The sequence below is a fragment of the Thauera sp. ZXT1-4 genome (assembly GCF_052598215.2).
This window is the reverse complement of sequence record NZ_JBQWSN020000012.1, coordinates 1-15,625: the sequence shown is the minus strand read 5'-3', so window position 1 is coordinate 15,625 and position 15,625 is coordinate 1. Positions and strand designations below refer to the sequence as shown.

The following is a 15,625-nucleotide window of genomic DNA, read 5'->3' as shown; positions in this document are numbered from 1 at the left end:
GCTGTTTTCATCGCGCCCGTGATTTATTTCTCACTGTGCATGCGGAGAGCATCAGTATTTGACACTTATCAAATCCGCACCTGACGCTTACGTGATCTGATCGCCCGCCATCAGGGCACAGCGACCATTGCGATGGCTAGCGTTGCCCTCCACGATTCGCCAAGCTGAAGGGGAACCCGGTCATGCAAGCAGTGGCAACGCGCAAGCGCGAACGCTTCGGGGATAAATACCGAGGCATCATCCTGGCGGTCGGGTTCTTTCTGGTGCTGGACCTCACCGCGCTGATCATGAATTTCTACGTGTCGTCCCGGATTGAGGGCGATGCGATGCTGATCAACATCTCCGGTCGCCAGCGAATGTTGTCGCAGCAGGTCGCAAAATCGCTGTTCATCGTCCGTGATGAACTGCAGACCGGTAGCGACCCGAAGCCCGCACTCGCAGAGCTGAAACAGGCCACGGAGTTGTTCGACGGGACCTTGCAGGCCTTTTCGACAGGCGGGAGCGTAATCGGCCCGATCGGTGAACTGGTTCGCGTCGATGCGCTTGAGCGCGAAGCAGAACGGAGCCTGCTTTCTGATTCGACGAGACTGTGGCACCCCTATCTCGCCGCAATCGCGGCAGCGCTGGGGCCCCAGGCAACGCTGACCGACATTGACAAAGCGGTCGAGTATGCGCGCACGAACAGCGCTACGCTGCTGGGGCTGATGAACAAGCTAACCGCGGAACTCGAAGGGAACGCGCAGCGCCAGGCGGCCATGCTGCGCTGGATACAGATCGCCGTGATCGTGCTCGCGCTCGGCAACTTCTTCTTCATCCTGCTCAATTTTGTCCGCAGCCTGCGTGCGAGCGATGCGGTTGCCGAGACCGCACGCGAGGAAACCGAACGCATCCTGGCGACGGTGAACGAAGGCCTTTTCCTGCTCGACAAGGATGGCCGGATCGGTTCCCAGATGTCTTCGGCACTGCCCGCGATCATGGGGCGGACGATCGAGCGCGGCGCAGAGTTCATGCCCCTGCTCGAGAAAATGGTTTCGCCGGAGGTCTTCGCCTCCGCCCGAGACTACATCGGGCTGCTGTTCGGGAAACGTGTGAAGGAGGAACTCGTACGGGAGTTGAATCCGCTGCAGCAGATTGAGGTCTTCACATCAGGTGCATCCAGAAGCCCCCGCTATCTCACGCTCGCATTCAACCGCGTGAAGCGCGATAACGAAGTCGAAAACCTCCTGGTCACCGTGATCGACGTGACCGAACAGGTGCGTCTGACGCGTGAACTCGAGGAGGCCAGACGTGGGGCACGAAGCGAGATTGCCTCACTCCTTGCGACCTTGTCGGCCGATCGGGACTCCCTCACGCGGTTCCTCGATGAAACGGAGCAGACGCTCAATAACGTCAATGCGATCCTGCAGCAATCTGCACAGAACGAGAAAGAGTTGCGCCGACAGGTTACGGCTGTGTTCCGAAGCATCCACGGAATCAAGGGCGATGCCGCCGCGCTGGGCTTGGGCTTGTTCGAGAATCTCGCACATGACTTTGAGGACACGCTCGCCGAACTGCGCGACAAGACGGGCATCGGGGGCGAGGATCTGCTCAGCCTGCCACCGCATCTTGACCTCATGCTGGAGCGGGTCGATACCGTCAAGCAACTGCTTGCTGCAGTTTCAGACCGCAGCGATGACCATGCGCCCACGAAGAAACCGGCTGCAACACAGGGCTTGCGTCAGAGCATCGAGTCGCTCGCTGGCCGTATCGCTGCCGAACAGAAGAAGAAGGTGCGGGTTCGCACTGACCTGGACGGAATCAGCTACCTGCCTGATCCCTTGTTCAGGCAGGTGCGCGAAATTGCACTGCAGTTGCTGCGCAATGCGATCGTGCACGGCATCGAGCCCGCACCCGAGCGTGAGCGTGCGAACAAGCCGAGCGCCGGCGAGGTCTTCATTGGGCTCCGCAAGGCTTCAGAAGGAGGTTACGAACTGGTGTTTCGCGACGACGGGCATGGGATCGACCAAGAGAGGATCCGAGACGCGCTCCGCCGTTCGGGCGCCTGCAGCGAAGACGAAATCGCGCGGATGGACGAGCGCCAGCTTTACGGCAAGCTCTTCGAGCCAGGTTTTTCGACTGCCGCGACGGTCGATGAGCACGCGGGGCGCGGGGTCGGACTGGATCTGGTGGCCGAACGGGTGCGCGCACTGGGCGGGCGCCTGAAGCTGGTCTCCCGGCCGAAGCATTTCACCGAATTCAGTATCCGCTTTGCGGGTTCACCTAGCCCGGAGGGCGCTTAAATGAGACTGCTCATCGTGGATGACTCGAACGTGATCCGCTCCCGTATCGCCCGGGTGGTCGGCAGCGGCTCGCTGTCCAGTTGGCAGATTGTGGGCCTCGCCCGCAACGGCGCAGACGCGGTTCGCGTCTGCGAGGAACTTCGGCCCGACGTGGTGACCATGGATCTGACGATGCCCGAGATGGATGGAATCGAATGCATTCCTCGCATCCTGGGCGACAATCCCGACTTGATCATCCTTGTCGTCTCGGCGCTCTCCGATAAGGCCACTGCGATCGAAGCGCTGAAACGTGGCGCGCATGGCTTTCTGCACAAGCCGTTCACGGACGAGCAACTCATCAACGGGCTGACGCAAGTCGTTCAATAATCCTGCGAGACCTTCATGCCGAACATCAGCGAGAGCGAAATCAAGGTTTTTGTGGATGCGGTGACGCAGTACTTCCGCGCGCTTACAGGGGAAGCCGCGAGTGTGCGCGCATCCTATCTTTCCTCGGGAAACGAAACGCTCCCCACCCTCGATTACACCGGACTCATCACGGTATCCGGTGAATATCGCGGCGCAGTTTACTTCACGGCCGGTCACGCGCTCGTGCGCCAGTTGCTGAGCGCGATGCAGGAGCCCGACCACAGTGAATTGAACCTGCTCGATGCAGTAGGCGAAGTGGCCAACACCCTCGCTGGCAATGCCCGCAAGTTGCTCGGCGAGGCAATGGAAATTTCGGTGCCGGTAACTTTCCGCGGTAGCGTGGATACGCTGCAGGTTCCGGTGCGAGCGCGCCCCTTCGTCATCGATATCGAGTGGAAGCGGCATACGGCCACCGTAGTGGTCGACGTCGAACGCTGCTGAGCGTCGGTGGGCCCCGGTGCGGCCAGGGCCCTGGTTGTCGGATCAGTCCTCGATCTGCGACCCCATGATCCGGCGGTAGAACTCGTGGAAGTGCTGCATACCGTCCTCGAACGGTGACTGGTAGGGACCGAACTCATTGCGCCCCGCCTTGTACAGGGCGAGCCGTCCGCGGTCCATGCGTTCGCCGATCTCGTCGTCCTCGACTGCCGTCTCCATGTAGGCCGCTTGTTCTGCCTCGACAAACTCGCGCTCGAACTCGACGATGTCTTCCGGGTAGTAGAACTCGACCACGTTCGTCGTCCTGTCCACATCGGTCGGAATCAAGGTGCTGACGACGAGTACGTGTGGATACCACTCCACCATGATGTTCGGGTAATAGGTAAGCCAGATCGCACCGTGCTCGGGCTTGTTCTCGCCGTAGTATTCCAGCACTGCCTTGTGCCATCTTGCGTAGGCTTCCGAACCAGGTCTCGCCAGCGATGTGATGCCCACCTGCTGGACGGAGTACCAGTCTCCGAACTGCCAGCTTAGGTCGTCGCAGGTCACGAAGTTGCCCAGGCCGGGGTGGAAGGGTACGACGTGGTAATCCTCCAGATAGACCTCGATGAAGGTCTTCCAGTTGTAGTTGCACTGGTGGATCTCGACCTTATCGAGCTTGTAGCCGGAAAAATCCAGCGCCCGCGCCACCTTCATTCCGGCAAGGTCGGTTGCGGGCGAGCGCGGTCCCTTGAACAGCAGGCCGTTCCAGCACTCGAGCTCGTCGCGCTTGAGACCCAGGCAGGGCTTCTCAGCGAAATGCGGCGCACCGATGAGTGCCCCATGCTGATCGTAGGTCCAGCGATGCACCGGGCAGACCACATGTTCGGTCGTACCACTGCCCTGCAACATGATCGCCTGGCGATGGCGGCAGACGTTGGACATCTGGTGCACGCCCATCTCGGTGCGAAACAGCAATTTGGCGTGGTCCAGCCACTCGAGCGAACGGTAATTGCCAGGCTCGGGCACCATCAGCTCATGGCCGACATAGCCCGGACCGGCGTCGAAGAGAAGCTTTTTCTCGAGTTCGAAAACCTTCTCGTCGAAGTACCATGAAACCGGCAGTTGGGATACCGCCTGAGCCAGCCGTGCCTTGGGAGCGATGTCGGACATCCCCGAACCTCCTCTTGCGGACAAGAAATCCGGAAAAATAAACGGGTTAGTTTAAGTCAGCCGCTGTTTGACCGCTACACCCGCATTCGGTTATTTTCCCGCTTTTACCGCGCCAGATATTGATCCATGCCAAAGTCGGCGTCCGCCCCAAAAACGTTCGAGGTCGCGGTTTCGGAACTCGAAGCCATTGTTCAGGAAATGGAGTCCGGCAGGCTTTCGCTCGAGGATGCGCTCGCCAGCTACCAGCGCGGCGTGAGCCTGATGCGCTTCTGCCAGACTACGCTTTCAGACGCGGAGCAGCGCGTGAAGGTTCTCGAAGGCGACATGCTGCAGCCCTTTGCGCCTGACAGCAGTGGCCAGTCCTCGACCGAGGCCGGATCATGAGCACAGCGCCCACGCTTGCCGACTGGATGGCAGCAGTTCAGCACCGCACCGAGCATGCCCTGGCGGCGGCCCTGCCATCGCCCGCGCTCGCCCCGAGGCGGCTACATGAGGCGATGCGCTACGCAGTGCTCGGGGGTGGCAAGCGGGTGCGCCCCCTGCTCGCCCACGCGGCCGGCGAACTCACCGGTGGGGCACCTGAGGACGTTGACCGGGTGGCCTGTGCCGTTGAGTTGATCCACGCCTATTCGCTGGTGCATGACGACCTGCCGTGTATGGACGACGACGTGTTGCGCCGCGGCAAACCGACCGTGCATGTCGAGTACGACGAGGCTACCGCTCTGCTTGTGGGGGATGCGTTGCAAACGCTGGCCTTCCAGGTGCTTGCGGAGCGCCCCCTCCGCCAGGCGCCAGGCGTGCAACTCGAGATGCTCGCCCAGCTGGCCGCTGCATCCGGGTCGCGCGGCATGGCGGGCGGGCAAGCGATCGACCTGGCCTCGGTAGGCAGAAAACTCGGTCGGGAAGAATTGGAGTTCATGCACGTCCACAAAACCGGGGCGCTGATCCGCGCCGCGGTGTTGCTTGGCGCACGCACGGGTCCCGCCCTTGAGGAGACTGCCCTGGAGCGCCTCGACCACTACGCTAAGATCGTCGGTCTGCTTTTTCAGGTGGTCGATGACATTCTGGATGCGGAGGCCGACACTGCCACGCTGGGCAAGACTGCGGGCAAGGATGCGGACAACGACAAGCCCACCTACGTAAGCCTGCTTGGCCTATCCGAGGCGCGCAGGCTCGCGGAGGACATGCTTTGCGAGGCAAAGGCCTCGCTCCAGGGCTTTGGCCCCCGCGCCCTGCGCCTGGGGCAACTCGCAGACTACGTCGTACATCGGGCCTTCTGAACGCCAGTACGCCACGAACGTCAAAGAACGAACAAACCGAAAGCCGGATTCGACATGGCCCCCTACCCCAATCTGGAACGCATCGGCTCGCCGGCCGACCTGCGCAAGCTAGACCGCCGTGAGCTGGGCGCACTTGCAAGCGAGTTGCGCGCCTTCCTCATCGAGTCGGTATCCAAAACCGGCGGACACCTCTCCTCGAACCTTGGCACGGTCGAGCTGACGATTGCGCTGCATCATGTGTTCAATACCCCGGATGACCGCATCGTCTGGGATGTCGGCCACCAGACCTACGGCCACAAGGTTCTCACCGGGCGGCGCGAGGCCATGTCCGGACTGCGTCACTGGGGCGGCATCTCGGGCTTTCCGCGTCGATGCGAAAGCGAATACGACACCTTCGGCACCGCGCACTCGTCTACGTCGATTTCCGCCGCACTGGGCATGGCCGTGGCCGCACGTGCGCGCAGGGAGGAGCGACGGTCCATCGCCGTCATCGGCGACGGTGCGATGTCCGCCGGCATGGCTTTCGAGGCGCTGAACAACGCCGGGGACATGGAAGACATCAACCTGCTCGTCATCCTCAACGATAACGAGATGTCGATCTCCCCGCCTGTTGGGGCGCTGACCAAGATCCTGGCCCGCATGATGTCCGGTTCGACCTACAACACCGCACGTCGCGTGGGCGAACGCGTGCTCGGCATGGCACCACCGGTGGCAGAACTTGCGCGCAAGGTCGAGGAATACGCGAAGGGCATGATCGGGCCGGGCACCCTGTTCGAGGAGTTCGGCTTTCACTACTACGGCCCCATCGACGGCCACGACCTCGACGCATTGATCCCCACTCTTCAGAACATCAAGAAGCTCAGGGGGCCCCAGTTCCTGCACGTGATCACGCGCAAGGGACACGGTTACAAGCTGGCCGAGGCCGATCCGGTGCTCTACCACGGAGTCTCCAAGTTCGATCACGTCGCAGGCATACAGACCGGCAAGGGGGCCGGAAAGCTCACCTATACGCAGGTTTTCGGCGACTGGCTCTGTGACATCGCGAAGCGCGATCCGCGCATCGTGGGCATCACACCGGCCATGCGCGAAGGGTCGGGCTTGGTCCGCTTTGCAGAGGAGTTCCCGGAGCGCTATTTCGACGTCGGCATTGCGGAGCAGCATGCGGTGACCTTCGCAGCAGGTCTGGCTTGCGAGGGGTTCGTGCCGGTGGTGGCGATCTACTCTACCTTTCTGCAGCGTGCCTATGATCAGCTCATTCACGACGTCGCTTTGCAGAACCTTCAGGTGGTGTTTGCCATCGACCGTGGCGGACTCGTCGGCGCGGACGGAGCGACCCATCACGGAGCCTTCGATCTTTCCTTCCTGACCTGCATTCCGAACCTCGTCGTGATGGCGCCGTCGGACGAGAACGAGTGCCGTCAGATGCTCTTCACCGCCGTGCAGCATCCGGGGCCGACAGCCGTGCGCTATCCGCGCGGTAGCGGAAACGGCACAGTACCGCTGCAGACGATGAGCGCCCTGCCAATTGGCAAGGGCGAAGTGCGCCGCCATGGCCGCAACGTCGCCCTGCTGGCCTTCGGGAGCATGGTTAACCTGGCCTGCGAAGTGGGTGAGGAAATCGACGCCACGGTTGCGAACATGCGCTTCATCAAACCAATCGATGAAGCGCTCGTGACCGAACTGGCGGCTACGCACGATCTCGTCGTGACGCTTGAGGAGAACGCCCTCATCGGAGGGGCTGGCTCCGAGGTTTCCCGCGTGATCGAACTGCTGCCGGAGCGGCCACGCGTTCTTCGTCTCGGCCTGCCAGACCAGTTCGTCGATCACGGCGATCAGGCGCAACTCCTCGCTTCAGTCGGCCTCGACAAAGCCGGCATTCTCGCCAGCATCAGAGATGCGCTATCGACGCAATAGTTGAGTTGGCCGGGTGTGGGGGCTAACATCGCGTCGAATCTGCAATTATGTTGCACCACGACCACAGCGCCACACCTTAAGAAAAGACAGAGAACACGTATGAACTCCCCTTCCGAGCCCCTGATGGCGGACGTCCAGAGCAGCGCCGACAGCCGCCGCATCGCAATCAACAAGGTCGGCATCAAGTCGATCCGCCATCCGGTCAAAGTTGCAGACAAGGCCGGCGGCGTCCAGCATACGGTTGCTAGCTTCAACATGTACGTCGGACTGCCGCACAACTTCAAGGGCACGCACATGTCGCGCTTCGTGGAGTTGCTCAATGGTAATGAGCGCGAGATCTCTGTCGAGAATTTCGAGCCCATGCTGCGCACCATGGTGGAGCGCCTCGAGGCGGAAACCGGTCATGTTGAGATGCGCTTCCCCTATTTCGTGACCAAGACGGCGCCGGTTTCAGGTGTACAGAGCCTGATGGACTACGAGGTGTGCTTTACCGGCAGCATTTGTGAAGGTGGGCGCTACGAATTCACGATGCAGGTGGTCGTGCCCGTGACCAGCCTCTGCCCCTGCTCGAAGAAGATCTCTGACTACGGTGCGCACAACCAGCGCTCGCACGTCACGGTCACAGCCGTTCTCAACGATCATCTCTGGATCGAGGAGATGATCGCGCTGGTCGAGGCCCAGGCCTCCTGCGAACTCTTCGGCCTGCTCAAGCGCCCGGACGAAAAATGGGTGACCGAACGCGCCTACGACAATCCGAAGTTCGTCGAGGATATGGTGCGGGACGTGGCTGCACAGCTCACACGCGAGCCGAGGATCGACGCCTATACCGTCGAATCCGAGAACTTCGAGTCCATTCACAACCACTCGGCCTACGCTTTGATCGAGCACGACAAGCGCGGCGCATCGCTGGCTTCCTGAGCGGGTCTTTACGTCAAACTTATGGCGTGATCACCCTTTGCAATGGCGCAGGGCGACGGGAATGCGTAATATAAGCGATTTCTTAATTGCCGGATCCGCTTCATGTCCAAGTCGTACCTACAGATCACCAACGACGTCTCCAAGGCCCTGGGTACCCTGCGCAAAGAGATTCCACAGACCATGCAGGGCTTCAGTTCGATGGCGCAAAGCGCGCTGAAGGACGGCGCATTGAGCGAGCTGCAGAAAGAGTTGATCTCGCTAGCCATCGCAGTCACGCAGCGCTGCGACGCCTGCATCGGCTTCCACATCAAGGCGCTCATCCGGCTGGGCGCAACCCGCGAGCAGATCATGGAAACGCTTGGCGTCTGCACCTACATGGGCGGCGGCCCGGCCCTGATGTATGCGGCCGACGCGGTCCGCGCCTACGAGCAGTTGCTGCCGAAGGACGAGTGATCGCACAAGTGCACCCCCGAGAACGCAAAAAGGCGTGACCCCGTGTTCACTTTTCGGTGAAAGACACTATAATGTCGAGCTTCGAGCGGAGAGGTGGCAGAGTGGTCGAATGTACCTGACTCGAAATCAGGCGTAGGTGCAAGCCTACCGTGGGTTCGAATCCCACCCTCTCCGCCAGACAATACGCTGAAACCCGCACTGCCATTGGCTTTGCGGGTTTTTGCTTTGGGCAAGCCGCCATTCGAAAAACCATCGGGCTTTGTCACCGCGTGGGAATAAGCACCGTCGGCCCGATTGTGCCATCCGCAGCGCGCCGAGGAGCACCTTCTGCCACTGATGGTGGTGGCGGGCGCTGCCAGCGAGGGTACCGGTCAATGCATCTTCAGCGACAGGGTGATGGAAGCCACACTGTCGGCGTTTCAAGTTGGCTGACCTTTCAAGAGGACTTTCACTTGATCGCCGGGCTTTCTTACAAGGCCGCCATCGTTACCGGCTCCACCAGCGGAATTGGGCGCTTGTACGCTCCCCATGAGCGCATCGTGAATGAGAACGCCTGCTCGTTCGCTGAGTGGCCCAGGGTCCAGGGATGGGTTTCGGATGACCCGCAGCGATAGGCCGCTGTAAATCGTAAGCAGAACTTCTACCAGAACAGCAATGCCTTCTGGATCATCGTCAAACCCTGCGGATCGTCGTACCTCCTTGACCGCGAGCGCAAGGCTATGGCGAATCACGGCATCCGCATCACGCACAACCTTTCCAATCTCCAGGTTTCTTCCGGCCTCCGCGAGAATCTCCACCTTCAAAGCGGCGATCTCAGGGTTCAGTTGCGCGCGCATTGCACTGGCAATGCGGTCGCGTACCAGCGAAGAGGATCGCCCCTCGCGGCGCAGCATCTCCATGAGCTCGATCTGCCCAGCGAGATCCCTGCACACGATGGCAGCGATGATCGCTTCCTTGCTCGTGAAGTAATAGTAGATGTGTCCAGGGCTCATGCCCGCTGCTGCAGAGATTCGTGAAATGCTGGCAGAATGAAAGCCGAACTTTCGAAAGCAATCGGCAGCCGCAAAGAGGATCTGTTCCCGCCTTGTCTCCACGCGGACCTGCTTTCCACTTAGCGGCATAGAGGCCGCTTACCAGCCATCAGACCATCCCTAGAGGCGCCGCCGTTCGCACTCTTCGCAGCGGGATTTCAGATTCGGCCTTTGGGGTACCAATTCGGGACAGCACCAGAGCCAGAAAAGGGCACACCCTGCAATTCAGGCGCGCTCAGGTTTCTTCGCCGCGCACGTCCGACAGCGTCTTCCCGGTCCACCCCTTGAACGCCCGCCTGAAATTGCTGACGCTGCTGTAGCCGAGCAGGAAGCCGATTTCCTTTGGCGTGAGCGCAGTGTGCTTCAGATACTGAACCGCCAGGTCGTGCCGTGTCTGATCCAGGATCTGCTGGTAGCTCATCTCCTCTTCCACCAGCCGCCGGCGCAAGGTCCTTGCCCCCATCTTCAGGTGCTGGGCCATCTCGTCCAGGGTCGGGAAATTGCCCGGATTGTTCATCAGGTAATTGCGTATGGTTTCGGCCAGAATCGTCTTGTCGCGATTCTTGGCGGCCAGCAGCTCACAATTGCGTGCGCACAGTTTGAAGACTTCTTCATTTGCGAGACTGATCGGATCCTGTAGCCGGTTGATGTCGAAGACGATCACGTTCCTCGGCTGATTGAAATAGATCGGGCAATTGAAGCGGCGGATGTATCTCGCAAAATCAGTCGGCTGCGAGTAGGTCAGGTGCAACTCCAGCACGGGGAACGGACGATTCGTGAGTGAGGAGGCCAGCTCGATCGTCTGGCTGATGAACTCCTCGATCCCGAAGCGCGGAACGTGTCAATGACTTTGCGTCACCATGCTTCATGAATTTACTGTGGAAGCCAGGGTGTTCGAGTCGTCGCTTTTCTCCGTTGCGGGTGGGTTGATCCAGGCTGCGGTCGGCAGCGTTGGGGGTTCGGGGCGGCGCCCCTTGAATCGCTTCGGGTTGGCCAGGAAGGCGGCATCCAGGGTGTCCTGCCGGAGTGCCCGTGCAGCCTGCGCGTGACCGTAATGGACGCTGCTCGGGGTCATGTAGCCGATGCCCGAGTGTCGGTGTTCGGTGTTGTACCAGGCGAAGAAGGTCTGGCAGTGGGCACGGGCGTCGGCGAGGCTGCCGAAGCGTACGGGGAAGTCCGGGCGGTACTTCATCGTCTTGAACTGCGACTCCGAGTACGGGTTGTCGTCCGAGACGTGCGGGCGGCTATGACTCTTGGTGATATCCAGATCGACCAGCAAAGCGGCCACGGGCTTGGAGCGCATGCTGGCGCCGCGATCGGCGTGCAGCGTCAGGGTGCCGGGCACGATGTCGTGGCGGGACACGGTCTCGGCGATCAGTTGTTCGGCCAGTTCGGCGCTTTCACGTTCGGCGATCAGCCAGCCCACGACCTGGCGGCTGAAGATGTCGAGGATCACGTAAAGGTGAAAGTACGTCCACTTAACCGGCCCCTTGAGCTTGGTGATGTCCCAGGACCAGACCTGGTTGGGGGCGGTGGCCAGCAACTCCGGTTTGACGTAAGTCGGGTGGGTGAGCTGACGCCGGCGTTCGCGCGTGGCGCCGTCGGTGGCGAGCACCCGGTACATGGTGCGCACCGAGCCCAGATAGCACCCCTCGTCGAGCAGCGTGGCGTGGATCGCGGCCGGCGCCGTGTCGCAGAAGCGCGCGCTGTTGAGCACCTCGCGCAGTGCCTCCCGCTCCAGGGGGGCGAGCGCGAGCGGCGGACGGGGCCTTGCCGCGCGGCGGGGCTGCGGTCCGTGAAGGGCTTCGCGGTGGGTGCGTGCGCGTGCCCGGGCCGGCGCACCGCGCCAGAGGCCCACGGCCCGGCAGGCGGCGGCCATGCCGAGAGTCGGGGCGAGTTCGTCGGCGCCGCGCATCATGATTTGTCGTGTGTGTCGTCGATCGGACTGCCCAGCAAGGCGGCAACTTTTTTTTGAACCTCGATGACCAGGCGTGCCTTGTCGAGTTGGCTCTTGAGGCGCTCGTTCTCGCGCATCAGCTGCGCGATCTGGCGTGCTTCGGCGGCGGCGGGATCCGGCTTGGGGCCTCGCTTTTGCGGCGCCAGCGCGGCCAAGTCGGCGGCCTCGCGCTGGCGTCGCCACGTGCTCAGGCTCGACGAGTAGACGCCCTCGCGGCGCAACAGCGCGCCGATCTCGCCGGGCTGGGTGCAACGGTCGGCCGCGTCCAGGATCCGCCGCTTGTCGGCGTTGGAAAACTGCCGGCGTCGGGCGCGTGGCACGACCTCGGTGTCGGCACCGGGCTGCGTGGTCGGCGCCGCCGATCCGCTCGTCTCTTCAGTCGCCCTACGGGCGCCTTGCGAGACGAGCGGATCGGCAGAGGTCTTCAGAACGTGCATGGATGCCTTGGGTTGAGTGGTGGTCGTCATGCCTACCTCGTTGCTCACTAAATGATCAGGGGTAGGTGACGCAGGTCATATTGGCACAGGGGGGCGCAGCACATCACTCAGCCTGTGCACATCCTGGATTTCAGAGAACCAGCGGCCGTTGGCGATATAGTTTCGCGAAGCAAAGACATGCTGCTCGTTCAGGTCGCGATAGCGGTCATAGAGTTCTCGCGATGCCTTCAGGTTGGGTGCGCTCAGGGCGGCATAACCCAGAATGCCAAGATCGCTGATCTTGAACTCCTGTCCGAGACTGATCCCCAGATGCGGATCACCCGTAAGCTCGAGCATGTTGAGGATGATCTGGCGGTACTGGGGCGGCCGCGGGCGGCCATGAGGATCATCCAGCCGATCGGTCCTCAGCCCCGTGCCCGCGAGCACCTGCTCGGCCGCGAAGCCGCGATGCTGCATACGCTCGAGGTAGAAATCGATCTTGCTCTTTGGTTTGAGGTCTCGCATGGCTTTCTCCTGCGGGCACCCTGACAGACACATCAAGTCGCGCGCCCTGGTCGGCATGGCCGTATTTGATCAGCGGCGGCACGCGACCGCATCACCCGATCGAATTAAGTTCAACGACGGCCGATTCGGACGCGTATATGGCCAGCGGTGTAGACCACGCAGCGCCATTGCCGGAAAAGCGCGTTAGTGGGGTCGTCTCAGAAAACGGAAAATAAAGCACGCTAAGCGTGCGTGGAGGCTGGCACCCAGCGGTACAGCGTCGGAATGGACACGCCGAGGTTCTTGGCCACGTCCTTGGGCGGCACCCCGCTGGCCAGCAGCTTCTTGGCCGACTCGATCTTGCTGTCGGTCATCTTCGGCTTGCGGCCGCCTTTGCGGCCGAGCTGCTTGGCGACTTCCAGCCCGGCGCGGGTGCGCTCGACGGTCAGCTCGCGCTCCATTTCGGCAAGGCTCGCCATGACGTGGAAGAAGAACCGCCCGGATGGTGTGCCGGTGTCGATGGAGTCGGTGAGGCTCCTGAACTGGACACCGTGCTTGTGCAGATCGCCGACCAGATCGACCAGTTGCTTGACCGACCGGCCCAGCCGGTCGAGCTTCCAGACGACCAAAGTATCGCCTTCGCGCAGCATTTCGAGCGTCTTGGCCAAGCCAGGCCGGTCTGCCCGCGTGCCACTCACCTTGTCCTCGAAGACCTTTTTACATCCGGCCTTGCTCAAGGCTTCGCGTTGCAGCTCCAGGTTCTGATCCTGCGTCGAGACGCGCGCATAGCCAATCAACATGGCTTGTCTCGCGCCCGGTCGATGCGTTCCTGCATCGCCTGCATCACTTCTTCGTGGGTGTACGATCTGGCGTTGGCGTCGGTGGCTTGCCGCAGGGCTTCCTCAACCTCGCGCGTCATCCGCTCGTAATCCTCCGGCCACAGCGCTTGCTCCATGCGCAGCGACGCCTGACCCAGCAGGTGCAGCAGGCTGAACAGCCGCATGTCGTTGGTGGCGACGATGCGCTCCCGAATCTGCTCCTGAATAGCTTCGCTAGCCCGATGCGCTTGTGGTGTGGCAGTCCCCTCGTAGTCAGCGGGGAATTCCGCTTCCTCGGCAATCCTTGCCCAGGCGCTGGCCAGCGCCTCGATGGTTGACGTGCTCATTTCCGCCGCTCCTGTGCTCTTTGGCGAATCAACCGGCCAAGGGGCCTCGACGCGAAAACCAGCAGCATCACGCCTATCGGATACCAGGTCGAGAAGACCACCAAGGCATCGAAGGCTGGCCGTCCGGTGTTGGTAGGCAGTACGGCGGTCACAGCCATCAACCCGCCGACCGTCCAGATGATGCGCCACACGTAGGGCATCACGCGGGGCACGTAGCCGTCATCGAAAGCGGTCTGGTAGTAGCGGCGCAGGCCGCGCTCGGCAAGCGCCTGGCGCTGCCGCTCCGACAGCGCATCCGTCCGGCCATACCAGCGCCGGAATGGTGGACAGCGCAGCAGCAAAGGGGTGAAGAGGATCATCACCGCCACGATCGCGACACCCCACGCCATGACGGCGCCGGCATCGGGCCGCTTGGCGTTCTCGATCACGGGCGCGAAGACGCCCGGAGCACCGATCATCCAGAACAGCGCAATGTGCTGATGGAAGGAGAGCTTCATTTGCTCATCCACTTGCGCAGCAGGCGCTTTTTCAGGGAGGCGCGTTCTTGCGGGTTGCGTCCCTTGTGATTGGCGATGCGATCCGCCGTGGCGGCCTGGCGCTTGACGGGCCAGTAGGAGCGGCCATCCTTGCCCATCGACCAGACGCTGCTGGCCTGGTTTTCCAGCAGGGGCAGATGGGCGCTCAGGGCTTCGGGCGACGCGCTGGTCAGCGCCGTGCGCTCACGGGTGCGCCAGCGCTGATGCCAGAGCTTCTTGTCCTCGCGCTCGCTGCCGCAGGTCGTGTGCCCGACGATGGGTGTTTTGCGGCGGCTGCGGCTCATAACGTAGTGGTCTCCAAGAACATTCAGGACTGATCCCAGGCGTCGATGGTCAAGACCTGATCGGCAGGACAGGCGGCTACGCGGTCGGGAACTGTTCAGCTTTGTTCGACGCCTGCCCCTGCCTCGCGGCGATGAAGATCCGCCCCAGGTCGGTGGGCAGGCGTTGGACAAAGCCCGGGGGAGGAAACCGCGAGACGAGGCGAGGCCGTTCAGTCGGGGCGTGGCGCTATGGGCATTTGAGCGCCGCCCAATCGCGCAGGTACGCGATGTGCGTGGTGCTGCGCCAGGCGCCGCGTGTTGCGTGAAGCCGCTGCCCGCCCTCGGTTGCGCGGGCGAGGTCCGCGCGGCGCGGCTTGTGATGTGAATGCCAGTGGCGGGCGCAGCGGGTCTTGACCAGGCCCGTCCGAACGGGTGCTGGCGGAAGGCTGCGGGCGTGGAAGCGATGCCCGGTCATGAGGTCACCCCACGGAGTGGTGGCGCGCGGATCGTCGCACCGCGAGCAAAGGTATCGATCACGCGCATCACCGATCCACAGCAGCGACACACGAAGCCGGCGGTGGGCGTGGTCGACAGCGCGGCGGCTGGCTCCACCGCGATGGCGTGTGGATCGTCTGGCGGCGTCGCGACGAGCAACTCGCGCGCATGCGCTAGGTGCTGCCGCCGTCCTGCGTTGGCGAGCAATCCGTAGTGCCGGATGCGGTGAAAGCCGCACGGCAACACGTGCAACAGGAAGCGGCGCATGAACTCCTCGGCAGTGAGCGTCATCGTCTTGTGGCGGGTGCGCCCCTTGGCGCGGTAGTCCTTCCAGCGGAAGGAGACGCTGCCGGCGTCGAGCGACACCAGGCGACGGTTCGAGATCGCCACCCGATGGGTGTAGCGCGACAGGTAGGCGA

17 protein-coding genes, 1 tRNA gene and 1 pseudogene are annotated in these 15,625 nt (G+C 62.2%); 9 read left to right on the top strand and 10 right to left on the bottom strand.

The window, feature by feature from the left end; translation table 11 throughout:
- Positions 1-182: 182 nt before the first annotated feature.
- Genes ACUH78_RS10970 through ACUH78_RS10960 form a run of 3 tightly spaced genes read left to right on the top strand, consistent with a single transcriptional unit; the run spans position 183 to position 3,125 of the window.
- Positions 183-2,279 carry an ATP-binding protein gene (locus tag ACUH78_RS10970; protein WP_445333468.1) on the top strand — a complete coding sequence of 699 codons (2,097 nt, stop codon included), beginning with the start codon at positions 183-185 and terminating at the stop codon, positions 2,277-2,279.
- Complete coding sequence (locus ACUH78_RS10965; protein ID WP_418362788.1) at positions 2,280-2,645, top strand: response regulator transcription factor; 366 nt, start codon at positions 2,280-2,282, stop codon at positions 2,643-2,645.
- A gap of 15 nt (positions 2,646-2,660) precedes the next feature.
- Positions 2,661-3,125 (top strand): chemotaxis protein CheX, encoded by a 465-nt coding sequence (locus ACUH78_RS10960; protein ID WP_418362789.1) that lies wholly within the window; start codon positions 2,661-2,663, stop codon positions 3,123-3,125.
- Positions 3,126-3,167: 42 nt separating this feature from the next.
- Here ACUH78_RS10960 and put2H read toward each other — a convergent pair whose 3' ends face one another.
- A complete protein-coding gene (put2H, locus tag ACUH78_RS10955) occupies positions 3,168-4,274 on the bottom strand; it encodes a putrescine 2-hydroxylase Put2H (RefSeq protein WP_445333467.1) in 1,107 nt (368 codons plus the stop codon).
- 126 nt (positions 4,275-4,400) lie between these two features.
- On the opposite strand from put2H, the gene ACUH78_RS10950 reads away from it, so the two are divergent.
- The 6 genes from ACUH78_RS10950 to ACUH78_RS10925 all read left to right on the top strand — a co-directional run bounded on the left by ACUH78_RS10950 (position 4,401) and on the right by ACUH78_RS10925 (position 9,016).
- Complete coding sequence (locus ACUH78_RS10950; protein ID WP_435749898.1) at positions 4,401-4,658, top strand: exodeoxyribonuclease VII small subunit; 258 nt, start codon at positions 4,401-4,403, stop codon at positions 4,656-4,658.
- The gene (locus ACUH78_RS10945) at positions 4,655-5,554 is read left to right on the top strand and encodes a polyprenyl synthetase family protein (RefSeq protein WP_445333466.1); all 900 of its coding nucleotides are present in this window, start codon (positions 4,655-4,657) and stop codon (positions 5,552-5,554) included. Before ACUH78_RS10950 ends, ACUH78_RS10945 begins: the two co-directional genes overlap by 4 nt.
- A 54-nt stretch (positions 5,555-5,608) precedes the next feature.
- On the top strand, positions 5,609-7,468 hold the full coding sequence (gene dxs, locus ACUH78_RS10940) for a 1-deoxy-D-xylulose-5-phosphate synthase (protein WP_445333465.1): 1,860 nt from the start codon (positions 5,609-5,611) through the stop codon (positions 7,466-7,468).
- Positions 7,469-7,567: 99 nt separating this feature from the next.
- Positions 7,568-8,386, top strand: a complete 819-nt coding sequence (gene folE2 / locus ACUH78_RS10935) for a GTP cyclohydrolase FolE2 (RefSeq protein WP_435749901.1) — start codon at positions 7,568-7,570, stop codon at positions 8,384-8,386.
- 102 nt (positions 8,387-8,488) lie between these two features.
- Entirely contained in the window at positions 8,489-8,839 is a 351-nt protein-coding gene (locus ACUH78_RS10930; RefSeq protein WP_418362795.1) for a carboxymuconolactone decarboxylase family protein, read from the top strand.
- Between the two features lie 87 nt (positions 8,840-8,926).
- Positions 8,927-9,016, top strand: a tRNA-Ser gene (locus ACUH78_RS10925).
- Between the two features lie 242 nt (positions 9,017-9,258).
- Here the strand turns inward: ACUH78_RS10925 and ACUH78_RS10920 are convergent.
- From ACUH78_RS10920 to ACUH78_RS10880, 9 genes and pseudogenes are all read right to left on the bottom strand, one after another.
- Positions 9,259-9,933, bottom strand: coding sequence for a TetR/AcrR family transcriptional regulator (locus ACUH78_RS10920; RefSeq protein WP_435749903.1), 675 nt, complete (start codon positions 9,931-9,933; stop codon positions 9,259-9,261).
- Between the two features lie 172 nt (positions 9,934-10,105).
- Positions 10,106-10,669 (bottom strand): helix-turn-helix transcriptional regulator, encoded by a 564-nt coding sequence (locus ACUH78_RS10915; RefSeq protein WP_510497563.1) that lies wholly within the window; start codon positions 10,667-10,669, stop codon positions 10,106-10,108.
- Between the two features lie 66 nt (positions 10,670-10,735).
- Positions 10,736-12,264 (bottom strand): annotated as a pseudogene (locus ACUH78_RS10910) (IS3 family transposase).
- Positions 12,265-12,339: 75 nt separating this feature from the next.
- Positions 12,340-12,768 carry an AraC family transcriptional regulator ligand-binding domain-containing protein gene (locus ACUH78_RS10905; RefSeq protein WP_445333464.1) on the bottom strand — a complete coding sequence of 143 codons (429 nt, stop codon included), beginning with the start codon at positions 12,766-12,768 and terminating at the stop codon, positions 12,340-12,342.
- A gap of 221 nt (positions 12,769-12,989) precedes the next feature.
- Entirely contained in the window at positions 12,990-13,547 is a 558-nt protein-coding gene (locus ACUH78_RS10900) for a recombinase family protein (protein WP_003100847.1), read from the bottom strand.
- A complete protein-coding gene (locus ACUH78_RS10895) occupies positions 13,541-13,912 on the bottom strand; it encodes a hypothetical protein (RefSeq protein ID WP_003100853.1) in 372 nt (123 codons plus the stop codon). Before ACUH78_RS10895 ends, ACUH78_RS10900 begins: the two co-directional genes overlap by 7 nt.
- On the bottom strand, positions 13,909-14,409 hold the full coding sequence (locus ACUH78_RS10890) for a hypothetical protein (protein ID WP_003100856.1): 501 nt from the start codon (positions 14,407-14,409) through the stop codon (positions 13,909-13,911). The genes ACUH78_RS10895 and ACUH78_RS10890 overlap by 4 nt, the downstream gene beginning before the upstream one ends.
- Positions 14,406-14,732: a hypothetical protein gene (locus ACUH78_RS10885; RefSeq protein WP_003100858.1), complete on the bottom strand. Its 327-nt coding sequence runs from the start codon at positions 14,730-14,732 to the stop codon at positions 14,406-14,408. The genes ACUH78_RS10890 and ACUH78_RS10885 overlap by 4 nt, the downstream gene beginning before the upstream one ends.
- A 450-nt stretch (positions 14,733-15,182) precedes the next feature.
- On the bottom strand, positions 15,183-15,625 hold a 443-nt coding region (locus tag ACUH78_RS10880; RefSeq protein ID WP_445333463.1), incomplete at its 5' end, for a transposase.

Coding starts and splice junctions, on each gene's coding strand:
- ACUH78_RS10930 (WP_418362795.1), top strand. CDS start 8,489: ATGTCCAAGTCGTACCTACAGATCACCAACGACGTCTCCAAGGCCCTG.
- ACUH78_RS10970 (WP_445333468.1), top strand. CDS start 183: ATGCAAGCAGTGGCAACGCGCAAGCGCGAACGCTTCGGGGATAAATAC.
- ACUH78_RS10960 (WP_418362789.1), top strand. CDS start 2,661: ATGCCGAACATCAGCGAGAGCGAAATCAAGGTTTTTGTGGATGCGGTG.
- dxs (WP_445333465.1), top strand. CDS start 5,609: ATGGCCCCCTACCCCAATCTGGAACGCATCGGCTCGCCGGCCGACCTG.
- put2H (WP_445333467.1), bottom strand. CDS start 4,274: ATGTCCGACATCGCTCCCAAGGCACGGCTGGCTCAGGCGGTATCCCAA.
- ACUH78_RS10895 (WP_003100853.1), bottom strand. CDS start 13,912: ATGAGCACGTCAACCATCGAGGCGCTGGCCAGCGCCTGGGCAAGGATT.
- ACUH78_RS10945 (WP_445333466.1), top strand. CDS start 4,655: ATGAGCACAGCGCCCACGCTTGCCGACTGGATGGCAGCAGTTCAGCAC.
- ACUH78_RS10950 (WP_435749898.1), top strand. CDS start 4,401: ATGCCAAAGTCGGCGTCCGCCCCAAAAACGTTCGAGGTCGCGGTTTCG.
- ACUH78_RS10965 (WP_418362788.1), top strand. CDS start 2,280: ATGAGACTGCTCATCGTGGATGACTCGAACGTGATCCGCTCCCGTATC.
- ACUH78_RS10890 (WP_003100856.1), bottom strand. CDS start 14,409: ATGAAGCTCTCCTTCCATCAGCACATTGCGCTGTTCTGGATGATCGGT.
- ACUH78_RS10905 (WP_445333464.1), bottom strand. CDS start 12,768: ATGCGAGACCTCAAACCAAAGAGCAAGATCGATTTCTACCTCGAGCGT.
- ACUH78_RS10900 (WP_003100847.1), bottom strand. CDS start 13,547: ATGTTGATTGGCTATGCGCGCGTCTCGACGCAGGATCAGAACCTGGAG.
- folE2 (WP_435749901.1), top strand. CDS start 7,568: ATGAACTCCCCTTCCGAGCCCCTGATGGCGGACGTCCAGAGCAGCGCC.
- ACUH78_RS10885 (WP_003100858.1), bottom strand. CDS start 14,732: ATGAGCCGCAGCCGCCGCAAAACACCCATCGTCGGGCACACGACCTGC.